23 protein-coding genes and 1 pseudogene are annotated in these 22,311 nt (G+C 36.5%); 8 read left to right on the forward strand and 16 right to left on the reverse strand.

All coding sequences use genetic code 11. The annotated features are described in order from the left end of the window. From Q0252_RS02140 to Q0252_RS02155, 4 genes are all read right to left on the reverse strand, one after another. The coding region (locus tag Q0252_RS02140) for a chloride channel protein (protein WP_297983214.1) at positions 1-457 on the reverse strand (457 nt) is incomplete at its 3' end. Then, a complete protein-coding gene (locus Q0252_RS02145; RefSeq protein WP_297983216.1) occupies positions 457-933 on the reverse strand; it encodes a GNAT family N-acetyltransferase in 477 nt (158 codons plus the stop codon). The genes Q0252_RS02145 and Q0252_RS02140, both read right to left, overlap by 1 nt. A gap of 20 nt (positions 934-953) precedes the next feature. Then, complete coding sequence (locus Q0252_RS02150) at positions 954-1,481, reverse strand: hypothetical protein (RefSeq protein ID WP_297983218.1); 528 nt, start codon at positions 1,479-1,481, stop codon at positions 954-956. Between the two features lie 278 nt (positions 1,482-1,759). Beyond that, entirely contained in the window at positions 1,760-3,097 is a 1,338-nt protein-coding gene (locus Q0252_RS02155) for a dihydrolipoamide acetyltransferase family protein (RefSeq protein ID WP_297983220.1), read from the reverse strand. Positions 3,098-3,229: 132 nt separating this feature from the next. Here Q0252_RS02155 and Q0252_RS02160 point away from each other — a divergent pair, with 132 nt between their 5' ends. Then, positions 3,230-3,523, forward strand: a complete 294-nt coding sequence (locus tag Q0252_RS02160; protein ID WP_297983222.1) for a putative quinol monooxygenase — start codon at positions 3,230-3,232, stop codon at positions 3,521-3,523. 36 nt (positions 3,524-3,559) lie between these two features. Here Q0252_RS02160 and lipB read toward each other — a convergent pair whose 3' ends face one another. From lipB to Q0252_RS02215, 11 genes and pseudogenes are all read right to left on the reverse strand, one after another. After that, the gene (gene lipB, locus Q0252_RS02165; protein ID WP_297983223.1) at positions 3,560-4,282 is read right to left on the reverse strand and encodes a lipoyl(octanoyl) transferase LipB; all 723 of its coding nucleotides are present in this window, start codon (positions 4,280-4,282) and stop codon (positions 3,560-3,562) included. A gap of 78 nt (positions 4,283-4,360) precedes the next feature. After that, complete coding sequence (locus Q0252_RS02170) at positions 4,361-4,990, reverse strand: TetR/AcrR family transcriptional regulator (protein ID WP_297983225.1); 630 nt, start codon at positions 4,988-4,990, stop codon at positions 4,361-4,363. A 240-nt stretch (positions 4,991-5,230) separates the two neighbouring features. Next, positions 5,231-6,010: a tryptophan synthase subunit alpha gene (gene trpA / locus Q0252_RS02175; RefSeq protein WP_297983227.1), complete on the reverse strand. Its 780-nt coding sequence runs from the start codon at positions 6,008-6,010 to the stop codon at positions 5,231-5,233. Positions 6,011-6,040: 30 nt separating this feature from the next. Then, a complete protein-coding gene (gene trpB / locus Q0252_RS02180) occupies positions 6,041-7,246 on the reverse strand; it encodes a tryptophan synthase subunit beta (RefSeq protein WP_297983229.1) in 1,206 nt (401 codons plus the stop codon). Between the two features lie 87 nt (positions 7,247-7,333). Next, positions 7,334-7,786 (reverse strand): IS200/IS605 family transposase, encoded by a 453-nt coding sequence (gene tnpA / locus Q0252_RS02185; RefSeq protein ID WP_297983231.1) that lies wholly within the window; start codon positions 7,784-7,786, stop codon positions 7,334-7,336. Between the two features lie 66 nt (positions 7,787-7,852). Beyond that, positions 7,853-8,515, reverse strand: a complete 663-nt coding sequence (locus Q0252_RS02190) for a phosphoribosylanthranilate isomerase (RefSeq protein ID WP_297983233.1) — start codon at positions 8,513-8,515, stop codon at positions 7,853-7,855. 51 nt (positions 8,516-8,566) lie between these two features. Further along, on the reverse strand, positions 8,567-9,343 hold the full coding sequence (trpC, locus tag Q0252_RS02195) for an indole-3-glycerol phosphate synthase TrpC (protein WP_297983235.1): 777 nt from the start codon (positions 9,341-9,343) through the stop codon (positions 8,567-8,569). Between the two features lie 51 nt (positions 9,344-9,394). Beyond that, entirely contained in the window at positions 9,395-10,384 is a 990-nt protein-coding gene (trpD, locus tag Q0252_RS02200; protein WP_297983237.1) for an anthranilate phosphoribosyltransferase, read from the reverse strand. A 71-nt stretch (positions 10,385-10,455) separates the two neighbouring features. Next, positions 10,456-11,022 (reverse strand): aminodeoxychorismate/anthranilate synthase component II, encoded by a 567-nt coding sequence (locus tag Q0252_RS02205; RefSeq protein WP_297983239.1) that lies wholly within the window; start codon positions 11,020-11,022, stop codon positions 10,456-10,458. A 46-nt stretch (positions 11,023-11,068) separates the two neighbouring features. Beyond that, entirely contained in the window at positions 11,069-12,487 is a 1,419-nt protein-coding gene (locus Q0252_RS02210; protein ID WP_297983241.1) for an anthranilate synthase component I family protein, read from the reverse strand. A 497-nt stretch (positions 12,488-12,984) separates the two neighbouring features. After that, positions 12,985-13,161 (reverse strand): annotated as a pseudogene (locus Q0252_RS02215) (VIT1/CCC1 transporter family protein); the annotation flags it as partial. Between the two features lie 66 nt (positions 13,162-13,227). On the opposite strand from Q0252_RS02215, the gene Q0252_RS02220 reads away from it, so the two are divergent. The 5 genes from Q0252_RS02220 (at position 13,228) to Q0252_RS02240 (ending at position 18,702) form a co-directional block, all read left to right on the forward strand. Further along, positions 13,228-13,437, forward strand: a complete 210-nt coding sequence (locus Q0252_RS02220) for a hypothetical protein (RefSeq protein WP_297983244.1) — start codon at positions 13,228-13,230, stop codon at positions 13,435-13,437. Position 13,438: 1 nt separating this feature from the next. Continuing rightward, positions 13,439-13,849: a c-type cytochrome gene (locus Q0252_RS02225; RefSeq protein WP_297983246.1), complete on the forward strand. Its 411-nt coding sequence runs from the start codon at positions 13,439-13,441 to the stop codon at positions 13,847-13,849. Positions 13,850-13,945: 96 nt separating this feature from the next. Beyond that, complete coding sequence (gene lysS / locus Q0252_RS02230; RefSeq protein WP_297983248.1) at positions 13,946-15,643, forward strand: lysine--tRNA ligase; 1,698 nt, start codon at positions 13,946-13,948, stop codon at positions 15,641-15,643. A gap of 207 nt (positions 15,644-15,850) precedes the next feature. Next, a complete protein-coding gene (gene gyrB, locus Q0252_RS02235; protein ID WP_297983250.1) occupies positions 15,851-17,785 on the forward strand; it encodes a DNA topoisomerase (ATP-hydrolyzing) subunit B in 1,935 nt (644 codons plus the stop codon). A gap of 65 nt (positions 17,786-17,850) precedes the next feature. Next, the gene (locus tag Q0252_RS02240) at positions 17,851-18,702 is read left to right on the forward strand and encodes a diacylglycerol kinase family protein (protein WP_297983252.1); all 852 of its coding nucleotides are present in this window, start codon (positions 17,851-17,853) and stop codon (positions 18,700-18,702) included. Here Q0252_RS02240 and ggt read toward each other — a convergent pair whose 3' ends face one another. Next, positions 18,703-20,388, reverse strand: coding sequence for a gamma-glutamyltransferase (gene ggt / locus Q0252_RS02245; protein ID WP_297983254.1), 1,686 nt, complete (start codon positions 20,386-20,388; stop codon positions 18,703-18,705). It lies immediately after the preceding gene. Between the two features lie 92 nt (positions 20,389-20,480). On the opposite strand from ggt, the gene Q0252_RS02250 reads away from it, so the two are divergent. Together Q0252_RS02250 and Q0252_RS02255 are read left to right on the forward strand one after the other, a co-directional pair. Beyond that, entirely contained in the window at positions 20,481-21,440 is a 960-nt protein-coding gene (locus Q0252_RS02250; RefSeq protein ID WP_297983256.1) for an NAD-dependent epimerase/dehydratase family protein, read from the forward strand. 79 nt (positions 21,441-21,519) lie between these two features. After that, the gene (locus tag Q0252_RS02255) at positions 21,520-22,272 is read left to right on the forward strand and encodes a polysaccharide deacetylase family protein (protein WP_297983258.1); all 753 of its coding nucleotides are present in this window, start codon (positions 21,520-21,522) and stop codon (positions 22,270-22,272) included. Positions 22,273-22,311: the final 39 nt, after the last annotated feature.

Consider the following 22,311-nt stretch of genomic DNA (forward strand, 5'->3'; position numbering starts at 1 on the left):
AACCTGCAATCTGTATTGTTGGACCTTCGCGACCAATTGCACCACCACCAATCACCATTACAATACTTGAAATTACTTTGATGACGAGAATTTTGTAACTCAGCAAATATTTCAGTTTGAATCTGTCGCGAGGGGTTGCCAAATCTACCGCAGCCATCACTTGTGGAATTCCGCTTCCTTTTGCATAAGGAGCGAATTTTTTTACCAGCCACCACGATAATACGAAACCAATAGGAGCAATGATGAAAATCGCCCAACTGTTCCATTTCAGGATAATTTGAAGCAGTTCTTCGCCCCATTGGAAAAGTTTGGCGTACATCACCGCTGCAATACCTGTAAAGAAAGAGGCAATCCAAAAAGGAATTGCCTGAAGCATGTTATGCTTCAGATGTTCATTCTGAATATTATCGAATATTCTTTTGGCTTTTCGGCGAAGAAGACGGAAGATTTTGTGCATTAGTTATTGGATAAATCTTCAATTTCTTGTTCAGTTAAACGGAAAACAGTCCATTCGTCCATTGGTTTTGCACCGAGTGATTTATAAAATTCGATTGAAGGCATGTTCCAGTCGAGGACGCTCCATTCCATTCTGCCGCAATCTTTTTCTTTGGCGATTTTTGCAAGCTCCACAAGCAACGCTTTTCCGTAGCCTTTTCCACGGCAATCTGGCTCAACGAATACATCTTCCAAATACAGTCCGGGTTTTCCTAAAAAGGTAGAAAAATTGAAAAAGTACAAAGCAAATCCAACCGGATTTCCATCTTCTTCGGCGATAAGAACTTCGGCATATTTCTTTTCGAAAATCTGTTCGCGGAGTTCCTCGGGAGAAGTTACGACATCATTTTCGAGTTTTTCGTAAACGGCAAGTTTATAAATAAGATTGAAAATAGTCTGTGAGTCGGATGGTTGTGCAGTACGGATGTGGAAAGTCATTTTAGTAGATTTTATATTTGTTATTGATAGATTGTAATTTTTTGAAAACCATTCTCTAAAAATCTTTGTGGATGATGAATATCAAATATAGTCCAGCTTACATCTTCAACAGGAAGATTTTCATTGATTTTTTGGCTAAACTTTTCTATTCCAGGCGAATTATAGTCATTAAGTTCGTAATTTTTTGATTTTGTTATGACTTCCAATCCACTTTGCCATTTGTCTAAAACATTGATGTGAATTGAATTAATCTTTTCAATTTCGTCCCATTTAACAAACTCCATCGATTTTTTTTGTTTGATGTAAAAGCCATCCGAAGTGTAACTGAAAATTCCGTCTTCATTATAGATTTTATCCATCTTCTTTTCCATTTCTTCATAACTTTTGTCTTTATCGTCTCTATCTGAATAAATTTTAGCTCCTGCAAAACATAAAACCACAAAACAACCCAATATGATTAAATAGGAGATATTGGTGCTATAAACCGGATAATTAAAATATACCCAAATGATTACAAGACATGCAGAACTAAATAAAATTTTTACCAATGCTGAAATATTGATTGACGTCCAAAAATAGTGAAATTATCCCGAATTCATAGCCCCGATGGAACGGTATGTTTGAGCTCTTTTGTTGCGGCGGCTTCGCCGCCGCAACAAAAAGCGAGTAGTGACAGCGGGAAATAGCTCCTAAAAATTATTATTACACTAATTTGAACACCCCGTAATTTCGCAAGCGAACAGACACCCCTCTGAAACAGGTGAACCGCACAAAAAAACCTCCGAAAAAAATCGAAGGTTTATTATTTATTTCTAATGCTCATTACTTATATTTCGGTATTCATATCCCAGTTCTGCAGATAATCGTGAACGTGTTTAAGGAACATTCCGCCTAAAGAACCGTCCACAACACGGTGGTCGTAGGAATGCGACATGAACATCAACTGACGGATACCAATTAAATCGCCGTCTTTGGTTTCGATTACGGCAGGTTTTTTAACAATGGCGCCAATTGCCAAAATCGCAACCTGAGGTTGTGGAATAATAGGTGTTCCCATTAAGTTTCCAAAACTTCCAACGTTGGAAATCGTGTAAGTTGCACCTTGCGTATCTTCCGGTTTCAATTTTTTATTTCTTGCTCTGTAAGCCAAATCGTTAATCGCTTTTGCCAATCCGGAAAGTGAAAGTTGGTCTGCATTTTTGATGACAGGAACAATAAGGTTTCCATCCGGAAGCGCAGTTGCCATACCTATATTGATGTTTTTCTTTTTGATGATTTTGTCTCCGTCCACAGAAACGTTAATCAAAGGATAATCCTGAATTGCTTTTACAACTGCCTTCACGAAAATCGGCATGAACGTCAGTTTTTCGCCTTCACGCTTTTCGAATGCGTCTTTATGTTTTGCTCTCCATTTTACAACGTTCGTTACATCAGATTCGATGAAAGAAGTAACGTGAGGCGAAGTTTTTTTGGAATTCACCATTGCATCTGCAATCAACTTGCGGACTCTGTCCATCTGAATAATTTCATCTCCTTCTGCAACTGGAACCGACGAAGGAGAAACAGTTGTTTGCGGTGTAGAAACAGGAGGAGAAGCTTGTGTGGCAGTTGCTGCAACAGGTTGTTGTGGTGCTGAACTTCTGTTCGTAACGAAAGCTAAAATATCTTCTTTATTAATTCTTCCGTCCATTCCGCTCCCTTTGATGGATTTCAGTTCGGCTTCGGAAATATTTTCCTGTTGTGCGATTGATTTTACCAGCGGTGATAAATAGAGGTCTCCTGAAAATTCTGCAGCAGGTTGAGAAGTCTGCAAAGGTTTTTCAAGTTCTTTGATGTCGTTTTCTGTTGGCTGAGGAATTTCAGTTTTTACTGCTTCTGCAGATTTCGGTTCCTGTGGCTGTTCTGCAATGGTTTCACCTTCTCCTGCAACTTCCAGAATTGCGATGGCTTCACCAATTTTTGCCACTTCGTCTTTTTTCTTTAAAATTTTTACAATTTTACCCGAAACCGGAGTCGGAACATCAGAATCTACTTTATCCGTTGCAATTTCTACAACAGAATCGTCTTCCTTTACCATGTCTCCTTCATTAAAAAGCCACGTGATTACTGTTGCTTCCATTACACCTTCTCCCATGGATGGAAGTAATAATTTATATTCAGCCATTTTTACTTGTTGGATTTTTACAAAGATAAATATTTTATGGAATTAGGAAAATGGAAATTTTTAACAGCCTTTTTTGATTTTTTTGCAAATATTGAAAGTCAATAATTATATTTGCTTTTCAAATAATAAAACATGAAAAACTTGCATATTGTAGCGCTTTTCCGCTTTAAGGAAAACTATCTGATGGATGCCATCGAACTTTTGAAAAAACTGGTAAACGAAACCAGAAAAGAGGAGGGATGTCTGCAATACGATTTGGTAGAAGACCGTGAAAACAAAGGTGTTTTCTTTATTGTAGAACTTTGGGAAACTGAAGAACACCATTATAAACACAGTGGAACAGAACATCTAATGAATTTCAGAACTCAGTCTGCAACTATGATGGAAGAAACTACAATGGTTTACAGAGGATATAAAATTTTTTAAAATAATAACAACGGAATTAATTCCGCTGTTTGTGTTTTAAATAAATTTTGCCCCGAAAACTTCTTCGAAATGTTTTTTGATTTTCGATTTGACTTCGGCAACATCTTCTTCAGAAAATTTTCTTTCAAGCTCGCGAGCTAATGAAGTGACTGATTTATCTTTAATTCCACATGGAATAATATATTCGAAATATCTTAAATCGGTATTAACATTCAGCGCAAAACCATGCATCGTTACCCATTTTGAAGTTTTTACACCCATTGCACAGATTTTTCTCGCGTAAGGTTTCCCAACATCTAACCAAACTCCGGTTTCACCTTCACTTCTTTCGCCTTTCAAGTCATATTCTGCAATGGTTCGGATAATGACTTCCTCAAGATTTCTCATATAAAGATGGATGTCGGATTTAAAATTATCCAAATCCAAAATTGGGTAACCAACAATTTGTCCAAAACCATGATAAGTAATGTCTCCGCCGCGGTTTGTCTTCACAAAAGTAGCGTCAATTTCTTCTAATTTTTTAGAATTTGCCAACATATTGTGTTCATCGCCGGATTTTCCTAAAGTATAAACATGTGGATGCTCTACAAACAGAAAGTAATTGGGTGTTTCTTCAAAAACTCCGTCGGTTCTGTCGCGGTTTTTCAGTTTGAGTTCTATGATAGATTTCATTAGATTTTCCTGATATTCAAATGCTGGAAGATAATCCATTAAACCAAGTTCACGAAATTCTAAAGTTTTATTTTGTGTAACTGTCATATTTTAAAAAAAATGGATGCTTCGAGAACCTTAACAGGACAAAAATAGTAAATTAAATTTTTATGCAATGCATCTTACTTACATCCCGTATTTTTCGTAAGCAAAATCTATGAGGTCGCTGATAACCTCATCTAAAATTTTACGGTCATTTTCGGCTTTTATGTTCAAACCGACAAAAATACTTCCGTTTGAAGTGGAATGAAGATTTAAATAATAGGTAGAGGAAATAAGAATGGCCAAAACAGCTCGGTATTTTTTATGGTTTTCTTTGAAATAGGGATGCATAGCTGCCTGAAAAATCTCTTCTCCCAATTCTTCACGATGCTCAGACAATTTTCTGAGAATTTCATTGTATTCATAAAGTTCCCAAACGATGATTTTCTGAAGCTCTTTGTTTTTAGAAAGCGCTTCGTACATGTTTTTAATCAACATTTTAGAAAATTGCTTGCCATTGTCCGAAAGATCAGTCTTTACGAAATCCATGCTGCTTCCGTAATCTTCGGAATGCAGATATTCGTTGATCAGATTTTCGGCGGTGCCAAAATATTCGTAGATCAGTTTTTTATCTACACCTGCAACCTGTGCTATTTTAGTGATTTTCAGTTCATGAAAACCTTTGGTTTTAATAATTTTTCCAACCGTTTTAATAAGTTTTGCTCTCGTTCTGTCCTTATCTCGTAACGGCCCACTTACAGGCTTTCTGGGCATGATGATTAGTTTTTATTAGAGTACTTAAAAAAATAACTTTAAAAAATAGAATAATTTTTCACTTTTTTGTGAGTTATTTGTTTTTTTATATATTTGCATAAACACAAATGAAGAAGTAATGATTTAATTACTAGCAAAGTAACTGCATAATGCAGTTACTTTTTTTGTGTAAATGCATTTCTTATGGTAGGTTTTAAACATTCTCATCAGCATATCACATAAAACCAAATTTAATAAAAATTATTGCTTTATCTGATTGATAAATTCTTTTGCTGCAATTATCCAATTGTTATTCTTGAGGAGAATGCTCACAAAAGCAGTTCCAATAATTCCTCCGGCTGCTTTTTCGGTAACACTTTCAAAATCGTTTCTATTCTTTATTCCAAATCCAATAAAAACAGGATTTTTTAAATTTAATTTAGAAAGTCTGTCCAAATATTCTTCATTTTTTAACGTCAAATTTTCTTTGCCTGTCGTAGATGAAGAGCTTACCGCATATAAAAATCCCGAACTCAGTGAATCCAAAAATAGTATCCGCTGATCCGAAGTTTCTGGCGTCACCAAAAATGTGAAATTTAAGCTGTATTTCTTTACAATATTTTGGTATTTGCTTTCAAATTCAAAGGGTGGAAGATCAGGAATGATCAATCCAGAAACACCAACTTCATGACATTTCTTACAAAAATCTTCAAAACCGAATTGAAGAACAGGATTGATGTAGCCCATTAAAATTTTAGGAATCATCACCGAATCTTTTATCTCAGCCAATTGTTCAAATAACTTAGAAATTGTCATTCCATTTTTCAAAGCCAAAAGATGTGCATCCTGAATTACAGGTCCATCTGCAACCGGATCGGAATATGGAATTCCGATTTCCATCATATCTGCACCTGAATCTTGGATTAATTTCGCAATTTTTCCCGTGTCTTCCAAATTCGGAATTCCTGCGGTGAAATATATATTGAGTTTTTTTTGAAGTCCGAAGTCCGAAGTCCGAAGTCCGAAGTTATCTTTGTTCATAAAATTTAGTTTTAAAAGTTTTTAGATTTCTTAATCTTCATTCTTCCATCTTCCATCTCCCATCTTTTGCAAATACGTTTCCATATCCTTATCACCACGTCCGCTCAAACAAATTACCAGTACCTCTTTTTCTCCAAACTTTTTCTTGTCCAAAACCGCCAAAGCGTGCGCACTTTCCAAAGCAGGAATAATTCCCTCCAACTTTGTCAGTTCAAAAGCGGATTTCAACGCTTCATCATCATTAATGCTGAAAAATTCCGCACGATTTTGCTGAAATAAATTCGCATGAAAAGGTCCGATTCCCGGATAATCCAAACCTGCGGAAATGGAGTGTGGTTCGGTTACTTGTCCGTCTTTATCCTGCATCACCAAACTTTTGCTGCCGTGTAAAACACCGAGAGTTCCCAAAAAAGTCGTCGCTGCAGATTTACCTGAATCTATTCCAAAACCGCCTGCTTCTGCGGCAATCAACTTCACATTTTCTTCATTCACGAAATGGTAAAAAGTTCCTGCCGCATTGCTTCCGCCGCCAACGCAAGCGATGACATAATCAGGGTTTTTTCTGCTGATTTTCTCACTAAGTTGTTCCCTTATTTCCTTAGAAATCACACTTTGAAACCGCGCAACCAAATCAGGAAAAGGATGCGGACCAACCACGCTTCCAATAATGTAATGAGTAGTCACAGGATTATTAATCCAATCTCGAAGTGCTTCATTCACCGCATCTTTCAGCGTTTTTGAACCTGATTTTGCAGGAACAACTTTTGCACCAAGCATTTTCATTCTCGCAACATTGGGTGCTTGTCGAGCAATGTCGATTTCTCCCATATAAATAATGCATTCCAAACCAAGAAGAGCGCATGCAGTAGCAGTTGCAACGCCGTGTTGTCCGGCTCCCGTTTCTGCAATAATGCGATTTTTACCTAATTTTTTAGCAAGCAAAGCCTGACCTAAAGCGTTGTTGATTTTATGTGCTCCCGTGTGATTCAAATCTTCTCTTTTCAGATAAATTTGGGCACCATATTTTTGGCTCAAGTTTTTGGCAAAATAAAGTGGTGTTGCGCGACCAACATAGTTTTTCAGCAAATCCTGAAACTCTTTTTGAAATTCATCGGATTCAATAATTTCTAAATATTTTGATTGCAATTCGGCAACATTTGGATAAAGCATTTCGGGAATAAATGCGCCGCCAAATTCGCCGTAATATCCGTTTTCGTCGGGGTTTTGATAGTTCATTTTGTTTTTTTTATGAAGTCGCGAAGCGACGAATTAATAAAGAATAGGATGAAATCCTATAAATCAAATGCGTTATTAATTAATTTTTTAATCCCAAAGATATTTTTCATCATATTCCATTTCATGTTTATGAATAATCTCCAAAAATTCCGTTTTAAAATCCTGTTGTTTATGATGCTCTCTCTGATTTTTTATATAATTTATGGTTGCAAATAAATTTCTTTGACTCACAGAAAAGCCACCATAACCATCTTGCCAAAAGAAGTTTTCATATTTTTTGCCTTTAGTCTTTATCCATTTCGAAGAATGGGCTTTTACTTCCTGAACCAATTTCATCAAAGCAATTTTTCTTGATAGCAGACAAAGAATATGAATATGATTATCTGTGCCTCCAATTTGCAGTGAAGTACTTTCAAAATCTTTGCAGATTGCAGCGATGTAGGCGAACAATTCATTTTCAATGCTTTCATCTATAAAATCTTCTCTATGCTTTGTGCTAAAAACAATATGAATATAATTTTTGACTAATGATTGTGGCATTTTTTTATTTTTTTAATAGATAGGATTTTATCCTATCCTTTGTTAAATCGTCACTTCGTGACTCTTTCAAATTTTATCCATTAACAATCTAATTTTTTCCAAATCCTTCACACCTGCTTCGATCTCAAATTTTGAATTAATATCCAACGCGAGGGGTTTTTGTGGGTTCAACTTTGTCAAAGTTTTATTTTCATGCAGATTAACTTTGACAAAATTTAGCAGTTCATCAATATTTTCCAAAGAAATTCCGCCACTCAAAAAGTAGGGTTTTGGAATTTCTATTTGGTTTAAAATATTCCAGTCGAATGTTTTTCCGGTCCCGCCAAAGGCTTTGGAATCGGTGTCGAACAAAAAATAATCTACATTTGGCTTGAAAATTGAAAGTTGAAAATTGAAAGTTTCGCCAATTCTGAAAACCTTGATGATTTTTACATCTTTGCTTAACCTTTGCCTTAATCTGAAAACGAAGTTTTCATCTTCATCGCCGTGAAGTTGGATGAAATTTAAATCTGATTTTTCAGAAATTTCTAGAATTTTTTCAACGATTTCGTTTACGAAAACTCCAACTTTTCCCTGATGTTGGCTTGATTTTATTTCCTCCAAACTCAAATAATTCAAAACAAATCTCGGCGATTTTTCGTAGAAGATAAAGCCCAAGAAATCCACTCCGAGACTGACTAATTCTTCGATTTGATTGAGTTGAGTTAAACCACAGACTTTTAATTTCATATTTTTGTTTGCCACGAATGCACGAATTTTATATCATTCGTGAATTCCTGGCTATTTTATTTCGTTTAAAAAATTTTCAAATGCTTTTCCGGGATTTTCGTTTTTCATAAAATATTCGCCCATCAAAAATGCATCGAAGCCTTGTTCCTTTAAAAACTTAAAATCTTCCACATTATAAATTCCACTTTCCGCAACAGATAAAACGTCTTTTGGAAGTTGGTTTTTCAAATTGACCGAATGTTTCAAATCAACTCTGAAATCTTTTAAATTTCTGTTGTTGATTCCGACTAAATCAATGTTTTTGTTGAAATGTTTCAGTTCGTCTTCAGTGTGGATTTCCAATAAAACTTCCAAATTTAATTCGTGCGCCAATTCTGTAAACTCCTGAACTTGATTTGGTGAAAGACAAGAGGCAATCAATAAAACAACGTCGGCTCCGATTGATTTGGCTTCATAAAATTGGTATTCATCAATCATAAAATCTTTGCGCAAAATCGGAAGGTTGATGAAATTTCTAACTTCCAAAATATCCTGAAAATTTCCGCCAAAAAAGTCGAGATCTGTAAGAATTGAAATTCCGCTTGCACCCAATTTTTCATACGCAGAAACGACTTCCAAAGGTGATACTTTATCATTAATTATTCCTTTTGACGGTGATTTCCGCTTAAACTCGGCAACAATTCCTGATTTGGTTTTTAGGGTTTCTTTCAGGGAAAAAGTTGGCCTTCCAAAAAATTCTGAATTTTTTAGTTCTTCAATAGAAATTTTGGATTTTGCTTTTGCAATTTCTTCTTTTTTTCTTGCTATAATTATATCTAAAATGGTCATATTTTTAATGCAAAGTGCTTCAACATTTTAAAAATTATTAATTTTTCATTGTTAATTATTAATTATTTGTCGTAGACAATTCAACGCTTTACCACTCTCCAAACTTTCTTTTGCAAGATCAAGACAGTCTTCATAATTACCAAATTTTTCTGTGGTTTTCAGTGCCATTGCAGCATTTGAAATCACAACCGAATTCTGTTCATCCGTTCCATTTCCTTGTAATATATCGATAAAAATTTTTGCGGAATCCTGTTTGGAATTTCCACCGAAAATACGTTCGGGAACAATATTTTTAAACCCTAAATCTTGAGCAGAATGGATATGTTCACCCTTTTTGTCGAAAATTTTCGTGTCGGAAGTTAACGAGATTTCATCGTAACCGTCTAACGCGTGAACTAAGGTGAAATTTTGGCTGCCTTTCTGCAAAAGATACTGGTAAATCCTTGCGATTTCCAAATTGTAAACGCCAATAAGCGCATATTTTGGTTTAGCGGGATTTACAAGTGGACCCAAAATATTGAAAAAAGTGCGCAAACCAAGACCTTTTCGGAGTGGTGCAACCGATTTCAAAGCGGGGTGAAAAATCGGTGCATGGAGAAAACAAATGTTTCCCTTATCTAAATCCCTTTGCAAATCGACACTGTTATTTTTAAATTGATAACCCAATTCTTCCAACACATTGGATGAGCCTGAAATCGTGGAAACACCGTAGTTTCCGTGTTTCGCCACTTTTTGTCCTGTTCCTGCCACCACGAAACTTGCCAAAGTAGAAATGTTGAAGGTGTTTTTTCCATCGCCGCCTGTTCCCACGATGTCGAGCAAATCATCTTCCTGCAATTCAACGGGAAGCGAAAGTGCAAGAAGCGCCTCGCGAAATCCTTCCAATTCCTCCAAAGTAATACTTCTCATCAGGAAAACGGTGACAAAAGAAGTGACTTCATTTTCGTTGAATTTGTTCTGCGCAATTTCAATCAGAATTGCTTTTGCTTCGGCTTTTGAAAGCGTGTTGTGGTTGAATAAATATTGTAAAATCTGTTTCATTAGAATTGTTAGTGGTTAATTGTTAATGATTGATTCAAAAATTCGAAATATTAACAATTAACAATTTATAATTAACCATTAAGAAAGTTTTCCAAAATTTGTTTTCCGTTCGGCGTCAAAATACTTTCGGGATGGTATTGAACAGCGTGAACGTCGTAGGTTTTATGTTTTAAACTCATAATCATTCCGTCTTTATCAATAGATGTGATTTCCAGTTCTTCGGGAAAATCTTCTGGGTTTACAGCCCAAGAATGATAGCGCCCAACTTCCAAAGTTTCGGGCAAATTTTTGAAAATTTGATGTTCCTTAACCTGTTTGGATTTCGTTGCAACGCCGTGAAAAATTTCGGAAAGATTAATCAAACTTCCGCCAAATGCTTCCGCAATCGCTTGCTGACCAAGACAAACCCCGAAAATGGATTTTTTAGGTGCATATTTTTTTATTAAATCCAATAAAATCCCTGCTTCTTCGGGAATTCCTGGACCTGGAGAAAGTATAATTTTGTCGTACTTTTCAATGTCTTCCAAAGAAATTTGGTCGTTGCGGAACACATCTACTTTTTCGCCGACAATCTGCTCAATCATCTGAACCAAATTGTAGGTGAAACTGTCGTAATTGTCGAGGACTAATATCTTCATTTGATGTAAAATGTATTGATGTACTTACAGACTTTGTAAAATATTTTTAAATTTTTTCTGCTTTTATAATCGCTTTTTTCAGCGCACCTAATTTATTGTTCACTTCCTGCAATTCACTTTCTGCGGAGGATTTAGCAACAATTCCGGCTCCGGCTTGATAAAATAGCGTGTTGTTTTTGCTTAAAAAAGTCCGAATCATAATCGCCTGATTACAGCTGCCGTCAAAACCTACAAAACCGATGCAACCTCCGTAATAACTGCGTGAAGTTTTTTCGTAACTGTCAATCAGTTCCATCGCTTTAAATTTCGGTGCACCGCTCAAAGTTCCCTGTGGGAAGGTGGTGGCAATCATTTCAAAAGGATTCTGATTTTCTGAAACTTCCGTCACGACTTCCGAAACCATGTGAATGACGTGCGAAAAAAACTGAATTTCCTTCAATTTTGAAACTTGAGTATTTTTTCCACAAATGCTTAAATCATTTCGCGCCAAGTCAACAAGCATCGTATGTTCCGCGTTTTCTTTTGGGTCTTTTTTAAGTTCTTCTGCAGAATCCAAATCCTTTTCTACATTTCCTGTTCGCTTGAAAGTTCCCGCGATAGGATGAATGATGGCTTGTTTATTTTTGATAATCAGTTGACTTTCAGGACTTGAGCCAATTAATTTATAATCACCGTAATCAAAGAAAAATAAATAAGGTGAAGGATTGATGTTTCGCAAAGCACGATAAACATTGAATTCGTCGCCACGGAATTTCTGTTGAAATCTTCTGCTTAAAACCAACTGAAAAACATCGCCTCGGAAACAGTGTTTTTTCGCCAACTCGACCGAATTTTTGTATGCTTCATCTGTTAAATTTGAAGTTTCGTCGCCCATGATTTCAAAAGGAAAAACGGGCGCATTTTTTTGGTTGATTAAATTTTCAATAGTTGAAATTTCAGATTTTAAACCCTCGATTTTGTTCTCAATCAAAAACATTTCGTCATTGTGATGATTGATGGCAATCACATACTGATAAAGTCGATACCTCAACAATGGAATTTTATTCTCTTCGGAAATCTCTTTGAATTTGATGTTTTCAAAAAAAGGAATCGCGTCGTAACTTGTATATCCAAAAAAACCTTGCGCCTGTTTCCCGATGTCATGTTTTGGGATTTCACACTCAAAAGTTTTGGAAAAACTTTGAAGCAAATCGGTAAGTTTTTCCTTTTCAATATTGATTTTTTGAGGACTTTCTAAGGGGAATTTTATCTCGGCTTCCACAAAGTTTCGGATTTCAATTCCTGCAATGGCATTCACCGCGATAAATGAGAAAGAATTTTCAGAATTTTGGTTTCCCGCACTTTCCAAAAGAATCGTGTCACGAAATTGGTCGCGAAGTCGCAGGTAAATTCCAATCGGAGTGAAAAGGTCGCTTAAGGTAGATTTTACGGTGGTTTTTATTTTGGTTTTTTGGATGAAATTCATTTTAAATTAAAGTTTAAAATATTTTAGTTGGGTTTGCTACGGTTCGCTCGCAATGACAAAAAAAAGGCTTCAACATATATGTCAAAGCCTTTTTCTAAATTTTTGGTTTCAATATTTTTAAGCAAAAGAATAGTGTTCAAGACCTTGAGAGTTTTGAAGCCACCACCAATTGTTGTTTGTTGTTTTCATTGGGACAAATATAGAAAGGTTTTTTAATTATTCAAATATTTTTTAAAAATTATTTTAAACGCAAAGTCGCAAAGAAGACAAATATTAAAAATACGTTTTAAGACGCAAGAAAATCAAAGATTTTCAATTTTAATCTAGTTGAACTCAGCAAAACTTTGCGCCTTTTAGTAAAATGTTGTCAATTTTCACAAAATTTTATTTGGAACACGACTTTCATAGCCATTGTAGCGACATCCTTTTTATGAGGAGGTAACAACGAGTAAAAAGATATAGCGGAAAGCAGGATTAAGCTCCTAAATTTTTAAATTTTAAGCCACTTTCACCCCGAAAACATAACCTACAACTGCTGACAAAATCATAGCAATACTTCCCCAAATTGTAATTCTCAGAATAGCTTTCATTACGCAAGAACCGCCTGTTTTTGCAGAAACTGTGCCTAAAATAATGAGGAAAATCAACGTAAAACCATACAACCAGTATTCCATAGTTTTTACACTTGCGAAAAGCATCAAAAATGAGTATTTTTGCAACTTAAATAAATATTTAATATTATGAAAAAAGTATTAGCATTAGCATTTTTCGCTGCAGTGGCAGTAACCTGTTCAAAGAAAGAAAGCACTTACGAACAGGATTCTAACACCATGTTAACTGAACCTGAAGCTCAGATTGTAGATTCTGGATCGGTTTCAAAACCTGCAGACCAAACAAATGTTGCTGCAGATTCTGCTGCTGTAAAAGTTGATTCTGCTGCTACAAAATAATATGAAAAAGTTTTTGCTGATTACTGCTTTTGGATTTTTACTTTTTTCGTGTGCGAAAAAGGAAACTTCATCCATTCCGGATTTAAGCAATGTTACTGCTGAACCTTCCGCAGCGCCATCTAATAATCCTGTTGCTGCGACTACTAAGAAAGAAGGCGATAAAAATCTTCCGGGTTATGCTTTAATTACCGGTTCCGACTGTTTAAGCTGTCACAAGGATAATGAAAAACTCGTTGGTCCTTCTTACGCAGAAGTTGCAGCAAAATATTCCCAAAAAGATTTGGAGATACTTGCCGATAAAATTGTAAATGGAGGAAGTGGAAATTGGGGGCAGGTGCCAATGGCGCCACATCCAAATATTTCCAAAGAGGATGCAAAAAAAATGGTAGAGTATATTTTATCTCTAAAATAATTTCCATTATAAAATAAAGATTTAAAAGACAACTTTTTGCTGTCTTTTTTTTGTTTGAAAATCCCTATTTTTGCATCTTCTAAAAAACATCAAGAAATGTCATTATCAGAACAGGAAATTATCCGTCGAGAAAAACTGAATAAACTGACAGCTATGGGAATCGATGCATTTCCGGCTGCTGAATATAAAATTACCGATACCACCAAAACCATTAAGAAAAATTTTGCAGAAGGAAAATCTGTGAATATTGCGGGACGTTTGATGTCACGCCGTATTCAGGGGAAGGCTTCGTTTGCGGAGTTGCAGGATTCGGAAGGTAAAATTCAGGTTTATTTTAACCGTGATGAGATTTGTCCGGGTGATGATAAAGAGCTTTACAACGAAGTTTACAAACATCTTTTAGACATCGGTGATATCATTGGTGTTGAAGGTGAACTGTTCATGACGCAAGTTGGAGAAATGACGGTAATGGTGAAAAATTTCACATTGCTGACGAAATCTTTACGACCTCTTCCACAAGCAAAAACTGATGAAAACGGAGTAGTTCACGACGCTTTCAACGACCCTGAATTGCGGTACAGACAGCGATATGTAGATTTAACGGTAAATCCTCAAGTGAAAGAAATTTTCGTGAAGAGAACGAAAATGTTCAATGCGATGCGTCAATATTTTAATGACGCAGGCTATTTTGAAGTTGAAACTCCAATTTTACAAGCTATTCCGGGAGGAGCTGCGGCAAGACCTTTCATTACACATCACAATGCTTTGGATATTCCTTTGTACATGAGGATTGCGAACGAATTATATCTGAAAAGATTAATTGTTGGTGGTTTCGATGGCGTTTACGAATTTTCAAAAAATTTCCGTAACGAGGGGATGGACAGAACACATAATCCGGAGTTCACAGCTATGGAAATATACGTTGCTTACAAAGACTACAACTGGATGATGGATTTCACGGAGAAATTGCTTGAATTTGTAGCAGTTTCTGTGAATGGAAGTACTGAATCTCAGTTCGGAGAACATACAATCAACTGGAAAGCGCCGTATCCAAGAGTTTCGATGACAGAGGCGATTCAGAGATTTACCGGTTTCGATATTACAGGAAAATCAGAGCAGGAATTGTTTGATTTTGCGAAATCTATCGGAATTGAAGTGGACCAAACCATGGGTAAAGGAAAACTGATTGACGAAATTTTCGGCGAAAAATGCGAAGGTAACTTCATTCAGCCAACTTTCATTACGGATTATCCTGTAGAAATGTCGCCATTGACGAAAAAACACAGAACTCACGAAGGTTTAACGGAGCGTTTCGAGTTAATGGTTTGCGGTAAAGAAATCGCGAATGCTTATTCAGAATTAAATGACCCAATTGACCAAAGAGAACGTTTTGAAGCACAATTAGCTCTTTCAGAAAGAGGGGATGACGAAGCGATGTTCATCGATAACGATTTCTTGAGAGCTTTGGAATACGGAATGCCTCCAACTTCCGGTTTAGGGATTGGTATGGACCGTTTAATTATGTTTTTAACGGACAATGCATCCATTCAGGAAGTTTTGTTCTTCCCGCAAATGAGACCAGAAAAAACGGCTCCAACAATCGAATTGGGAGAAGATGAAAAAGTCATCATCGAGATTTTGAATTCTCAGGCAGAACCAATGGAATTGGCGGAAGTGAAAAACCGTTCTCAACTTTCAGGAAAAAAATGGGACAAAGCTTCGAAAAATTTAACCAAAAATAATTTAGTAAAAGTGGAGAAAATAGAGGAAAAGCTTTTGATGAGTTTGGTTTGAAAAAAATTAAAAAAAATATTAAAGTCCTGAAATTTTCAGGGCTTTTTTGTTAGTAACTTTTTCCCATTTCTAACACTTTTTGACTTTCATATTTCGCCGATTTTTCCGATATTTGTAAGTCTTTGCATTATGCAAAATTGAATTGAAAATTTTAAAGAAAATTAATATTTGCAGAAAGCAAAAAGCCGACAGCAAACAGCAAAAATTATGAGTCAAAAACAATATTCAGCAAGCAGTATTCAGGCGCTGGAAGGAATTGAACACGTTCGTCTTCGTCCTTCAATGTACATCGGTGATGTAGGAGTTCGTGGTCTTCACCATTTGGTTTATGAGGTGGTTGATAATTCAATCGACGAAGCTTTAGCCGGACACTGTGATACAATTTCAGTAACTATCCACGAAGGAGACGGAATTTCGGTAAAAGATAACGGTCGTGGTATTCCGGTAGATTTTCACGAAAAAGAGCAGAAATCGGCTCTAGAAGTAGTAATGACGAAGATTGGAGCAGGTGGTAAATTCGATAAAGATTCTTATAAAGTTTCCGGTGGTCTTCACGGAGTTGGGGTTTCTTGTGTGAACGCGCTTTCAACTTCGCTTATTGCTGATGTTTACCGTGATGGAAAAATTTATGAACAAAAATATTCAAAAGGAGTTGCTTTAGCAGATGTTGCCGAAATCGGAACAACAACTGAAAGAGGAACAAAAGTATTTTTCCAACCGGATGGAAGCATTTTCCAGGAGTTGGTGTACAACTACGATACTTTGGCTGCACGTTTGAGAGAACTGGCTTTCCTGAACAAAGGAATTAGGATTACTTTAACAGACGAAAGACAGAAAAACGAAGATGGAACTTTCAAAACCGAAACATTCTATTCTGAAGGCGGTTTGAAAGAATTTGTTGAATACATCGACGGAAACCGTGAATCTATCATGGAAAACGTAATTTTCATGGAAGGTGAAAGAGATGATATTCCTGTGGAGGTTGCGATGCGTTACAACACTTCATTCAACGAAAATCTTCACTCATATGTTAATAATATCAACACGCACGAAGGTGGAACGCACTTGGCCGGTTTCAGAAGGGCTTTAACAAGAACTTTGAAGAAATATGCTGATGATTTAGGAATTCCACAAAAAGAAAAAGTAGAGATTACCGGAGACGACTTCCGTGAAGGTTTAACAGCGGTAATTTCAGTAAAAGTAATGGAGCCTCAGTTTGAAGGTCAAACCAAAACAAAATTGGGTAACTCCGAAGTTTCCGGTGCGGTTGACAAAATCGTGGGCGAAATGTTAACGAATTTCCTGGAGGAAAATCCAAATGAAGCCAAACAAATCGTTCAAAAAGTAGTTTTGGCCGCAAAAGCAAGACAGGCTGCGAAAAAAGCGAGAGAATTGGTTCAACGAAAATCTCCGATGGGAGGTTCCGGACTTCCGGGAAAATTGTCCGACTGTTCATCTAAAGACCCTGAAATCTCTGAAATTTTCCTGGTTGAGGGAGATTCCGCAGGTGGAACTGCAAAACAAGGTCGTGACCGTCATTTTCAAGCCATCCTTCCTTTGAGAGGTAAAATTTTGAACGTTGAAAAATCAATGCTTCATAAAGTTTACGATAACGAGGAAATCAGAAATATTTATACAGCTCTTGGCGTTTCTGTAGGAACTGAGGAAGATTCAAAAGCTTTGAATTTGGCGAAGTTGAGATATCACAAAATCGTAATTATGACCGATGCTGATATTGATGGATCCCACATTTCTACTTTAATTTTGACATTCTTCTTCCGTTATATGAAAGAACTGATTGAGCAAGGATATATTTACATTGCCTCTCCGCCTTTATATTTATTGAAAAAAGGGAACAAGAAAATTTACGCGTGGAACGAGAAAGAGCGTGAAGAAAAAACTTTGGAAATGTCTGCAGACGGAAAAGGAGTGGAAGTACAGCGTTACAAAGGTCTTGGGGAAATGAACCCGGAACAGCTTTGGGAAACCACTTTGAATCCTGAACACAGAATTTTGAAACAGGTAACCATCGAAAGTTTGGCTGAAGCTGACAATGTTTTCTCAATGCTGATGGGTGATGAAGTTCCGCCAAGAAGAGAATTTATCGAAAAGAATGCGATTTATGCCAATATTGATGTTTAAATTTATCTTGAAATGAATAACAAAAATTGCTTCCAGATCGGAAGCAATTTTTTATTTTTGAAAACGTGAAAAATGTAGCCTTTATTATCAATCCGAATTCCGCCAAAGGAAACTACGAACCTGTTTTGAACGATATCAAAAAGAAGGTGGAAAACCCGAATTTCTACATCTCGGATTCTTTTGAAGGTACAGAACATTTTATTAATAAAAATTTTGAAAATACTGAAATTTTTGTGGCAATCGGGGGAGATGGAACGATTTCTTCGGTAGCGCAAAAGCTCATTAATACTGAAAAAATTCTCGCTATTTTTCCGGCAGGTTCTGGAAATGGCTTCTCCAATGAAACCAATTTTCATAAAAATTTAGATGAACTTTTAGAAAAAATTAAAGCCAAAAATTCGAGGCAAATTGATACTTTTACAGTGAATGGAAATCTTTCCATCAATGTTTCGGGAACAGGTTTCGACGGAAAAGTCGTGAAGGAATTTGAAAAAACTTCGCGAGGTTTCAAAAATTACATTAAAGTTTCCATTCAGACTTTTTTTAATTACAAACCGATTAAAGTGAAATTTTTTGACGAGAAACTGAAAATTCACAACGGAAAATATTTAATGCTGAACGTGGCGAATACGCGACAGTTTGGAAATAACGCCTATATTGCGCCCAATGCAAGCAAAAGTGACGGTTTGGTGGATGTTGTACTCGTGAAAAAATTTCCGCTGCATTATTCAGCTTTATTTGCGTTCCGAATGTTTACCAAAAAACTTAAGGATGATGATTATGTCACCTATCTTCCGGTTTCGGAAATCGATTTTAAAGTTTCCACCAAAAATTGGCATATCGACGGAGATTTCAAGAAAATTAAATCTCCCGTTCACGTAAAGGTGTTGCCGAAAAGTTTGAGAATCTTGATTTAATTATTCCGTCGCCACAGAATCGTCTCCACGTCCGTCTGCAACGCCGGTAATAGTTCCGTTTTCATCAACCAAAATCATTTCTGTACGTCCAATTCCCGAAGTTTTCACTATTTTATAATTCATCTTTTCCAAATCGGAGATAGTGCTTTGAGGGAAATTTTTCTCAACAGTTACGGTTTCAGGAAGCCACTGATGGTGAAATTTCGGAGCGTTGATCACCATATTTGCAGGTAATTTAAAATCAATCACATTCACAATACTTTGATAGACCGAGGTCGGAATCGTGGTTCCACCCGGAGTTCCAACCACGATAAAAGGTTTTCCGTTTTTTAGAACAATTGTAGGTGTCATAGAGGAAAGCATTCTTTTTCCGGGTTCAATTTTATTGGCTTCTCCGCCAACAGCGCCAAACATATTCGGAACGCCTGGTTTAATTGAAAAATCGTCCATTTCGTTGTTAAGGAAAAATCCTGCACCGGAAACTACGACTTTGCTTCCGTAAAGCCCGTTTAAAGTGGTGGTAATCGCAGCGGCGTTTCCGTCTTTATCGATAATCGAAATATGTGTGGTTTCCGTAGATTCTTTAGGCTGCGGAATAATTTTTCCTACTGCAGAACTTGCTGTTGCAGCATTTGGATTGTACGATTTCCATCGGTTTTTCAAATAGTCATCAGAAATAAGCATCGAAGTTTTATCGTTGATGAAAGCCGGGTCTCCCATATATTCAGCGCGGTCTGCATAAGCTCTGCGTTCTGCTTCCACCATAATTTGAACCGCTTTTGTTGAATTCTGCTGATATTTTTCAAGGTTTTCGTAGGAAGCCATTTTCAGCATTTGAGCCAGTAAAATTCCGCCTGAAGAGGGAAGTGGCATCGAAACGATTTGGTTTCCTTTATAGTCGAATTCAATAGGTTTTCTGTCTGCAACTTTATAGTTTTTCAAATCATTGAAAGAAATAATTCCGTTTCCGCGCTTCATTTCAGCTGCAATGAGTTCTGCTGTTTTTCCTTCATAGAAACCTTTCATCCCGTCTTTTTGGATGCGCTTTAAAGTTTCGGCCAATTCTTTTTGAATGAGTAAATCTCCTGCTTTCCAAATATTGAATTTCACAAAAGCGGTTTCATTTTTATTGTGTTTTAAAAATTCTTCACGATGGGCGTTTAATAAATTGGCTTCACGATCAGTAATTGCAAATCCCTGTGCAGCCAAATCAATAGCCGGCTGTATGAGTTTTTCCATCGGAAGTTTGCAATGTTTGAGCGTTGCATAAAATCCCGCAACAGAACCCGGAACACCGACCGCCAATCTTCCGTTCTGCGATAAATCGGTATTGGCTTTTCCGTTTTTGTCGAGATACATGTCTCTGGAAGCTTTTGCAGGAGCTGTTTCACGAAAATCGAGTGTAAATTTTTCTCCATTATTTTTCACCCCTACCAAAAATCCGCCGCCACCGAGATTTCCGGCCTGAGGATAAACCACAGCCAGAGCATATTGCGTGGCAACTGCAGCATCGTATGCATTTCCTCCCATTTTAAGAATTTTTGCGCCGGCTTCACTCGCTAAAGGATGGGCAGAAACTACAACACCTTTATTCTTCACTCGGATTTCTTTAACGGTATTAAAATCAGTGAATTGTGCCGAAATGGTTTGAGACAAAAGGACAAGAACAAGGAAAAACTTTTTCATCGGAATTTTCAATTTGCATCAAAATTAAAGATTTGTTTTCTAAAAGTGCCCAATTTTTTTAAATTTGCTATTCACACATTTAAATCGTAACAATGGAGCCTTCCACGGAAAAAATTCTTATTACAGGTGCTTTGGGACAAATCGGTACCGAACTTACAAACAGATTAATTGAGATACATGGAGAAGAAAATGTTGTAGCATCCGGACTCGACCGTTGGGATAAAAAACTCACCAAAGCAAAGTATTATGAAAGGATGGACGTTACGAATACACAGCTGGTTAAACAGGTTATTAAAGACTACGAAATTACTACGGTGTATCATTTGGCTTCCTTGCTTTCCGGGACTTCGGAGAGACAGCCACTTTTTGCCTGGAGACTGAATGTTGAACCGTTGCTGAACTTCTGCGAAATGGCAAAGGAAGGACTTTTGAAGAAAATTTTTTGGCCAAGTTCTATCGCAGTTTTCGGTAAAGGAATTCCAAAACATAATGTGGGACAGGATGTTGTGCTGAATCCTACGACGGTTTACGGGATTTCTAAACTCGCCGGAGAAAAATGGTGTGAATATTATTTTGATCAATATGGAGTAGATGTCCGTTCCATCCGCTATCCGGGTTTAATTTCATGGAAAACTCCTGCAGGTGGTGGAACAACTGATTATGCTGTTGAAATTTTCTACGAAGCGGTAGAAAATGGAAAATACACAAGCTTTATTTCCGAAAATACAGCGATGCCGATGCTGTATATGGATGATGCCATCAATGCCACACTTCAATTAATGGCAGCTCCGAAAGAAAGTTTAACCGTTCGTTCATCTTATAATTTGGGTGGACTGAGTTTTACTCCGGCTGAACTGACTGCAGAAATTAAAAAGGAAATTCCGGAATTCGAGATTGATTACCAACCGGATTTCAGACAGGCAATTGCAGATTCCTGGCCGGCTTCCATTGACGATTCGGTAGCGAAAAAAGACTGGAATTTATCTTATGGTTTTGATATTTCTGAAATATCAAAAGATATGATTAAGAACCTGAAAGTGAAATTGACTTAAATTAAATTTCAGTTTAAATAAACATTTTAAAAGTCTGTAATTATTAAAGTTACAGATTTTATTTATAAATTTACTTGGGATGATTTTATTAACATTCAATATTCTGAATATTAATGCTGAAACCAAAGGTGGCACCACATTTTCGGAAGATAAACTGTTGGAAATCACGCAACAAAATGCCAAAGCCATTCTTCGGATTTTAGAAAATCACGATATCAAATCGACGTTCTTTGTAGAAATTTCTATTGCTGAAAAACTGACGTATCTACTCGAAAATATCAAAGACAAAGGTCACGAAATCGCATTTTATAATAAAGGTTCAAAGACGGAAGAAATTCGGAATGTAAAAGAAAAGATCGAACATATTTCTGAAAAGAAAGTTCGGGGAATTCGTCAGAAAGAGGTTTCAGTTTCCATTGATGATTTGAAATTACTAGAGTTTTCCTACATTACCAATATCGAAAATGCCAATATTCTGTTTCCTTTCAAAAGATTAATACGTGATACTGAGATTACCGAAGTGAAAGGAATCAGCGTTGTTCCCGAAAGTATTTCGCCTTACTCGCAAATTCCTTACAATGATTTTGTTTTTCAGATGGTTCCGATGAAATATTACCAAAGTATGGTGACGGAAACGCTGAAAAATGAAGAATTTTGCCTTATCTATCTTAACTCATGGCAATTTACAGATTTTCAGGGACTTAACTTTAAAATTCCGTTCTACAGAAAGTGGAATTCAGGCAGAAAAATGGAAGATAAACTGGAAAATTTTCTGACTTGGATTAACCGAGAAGAACTCGCCACCGCGAGGATGAAAGATTACATCTTTTAAACACCAATTTTCAAAAGCGTATCTTTGCCGCATCAACAA

Origin of the sequence: uncultured Chryseobacterium sp. (assembly GCF_936933875.1) — a bacterium.
GTDB lineage: Bacteria > Bacteroidota > Bacteroidia > Flavobacteriales > Weeksellaceae > CAKZIK01.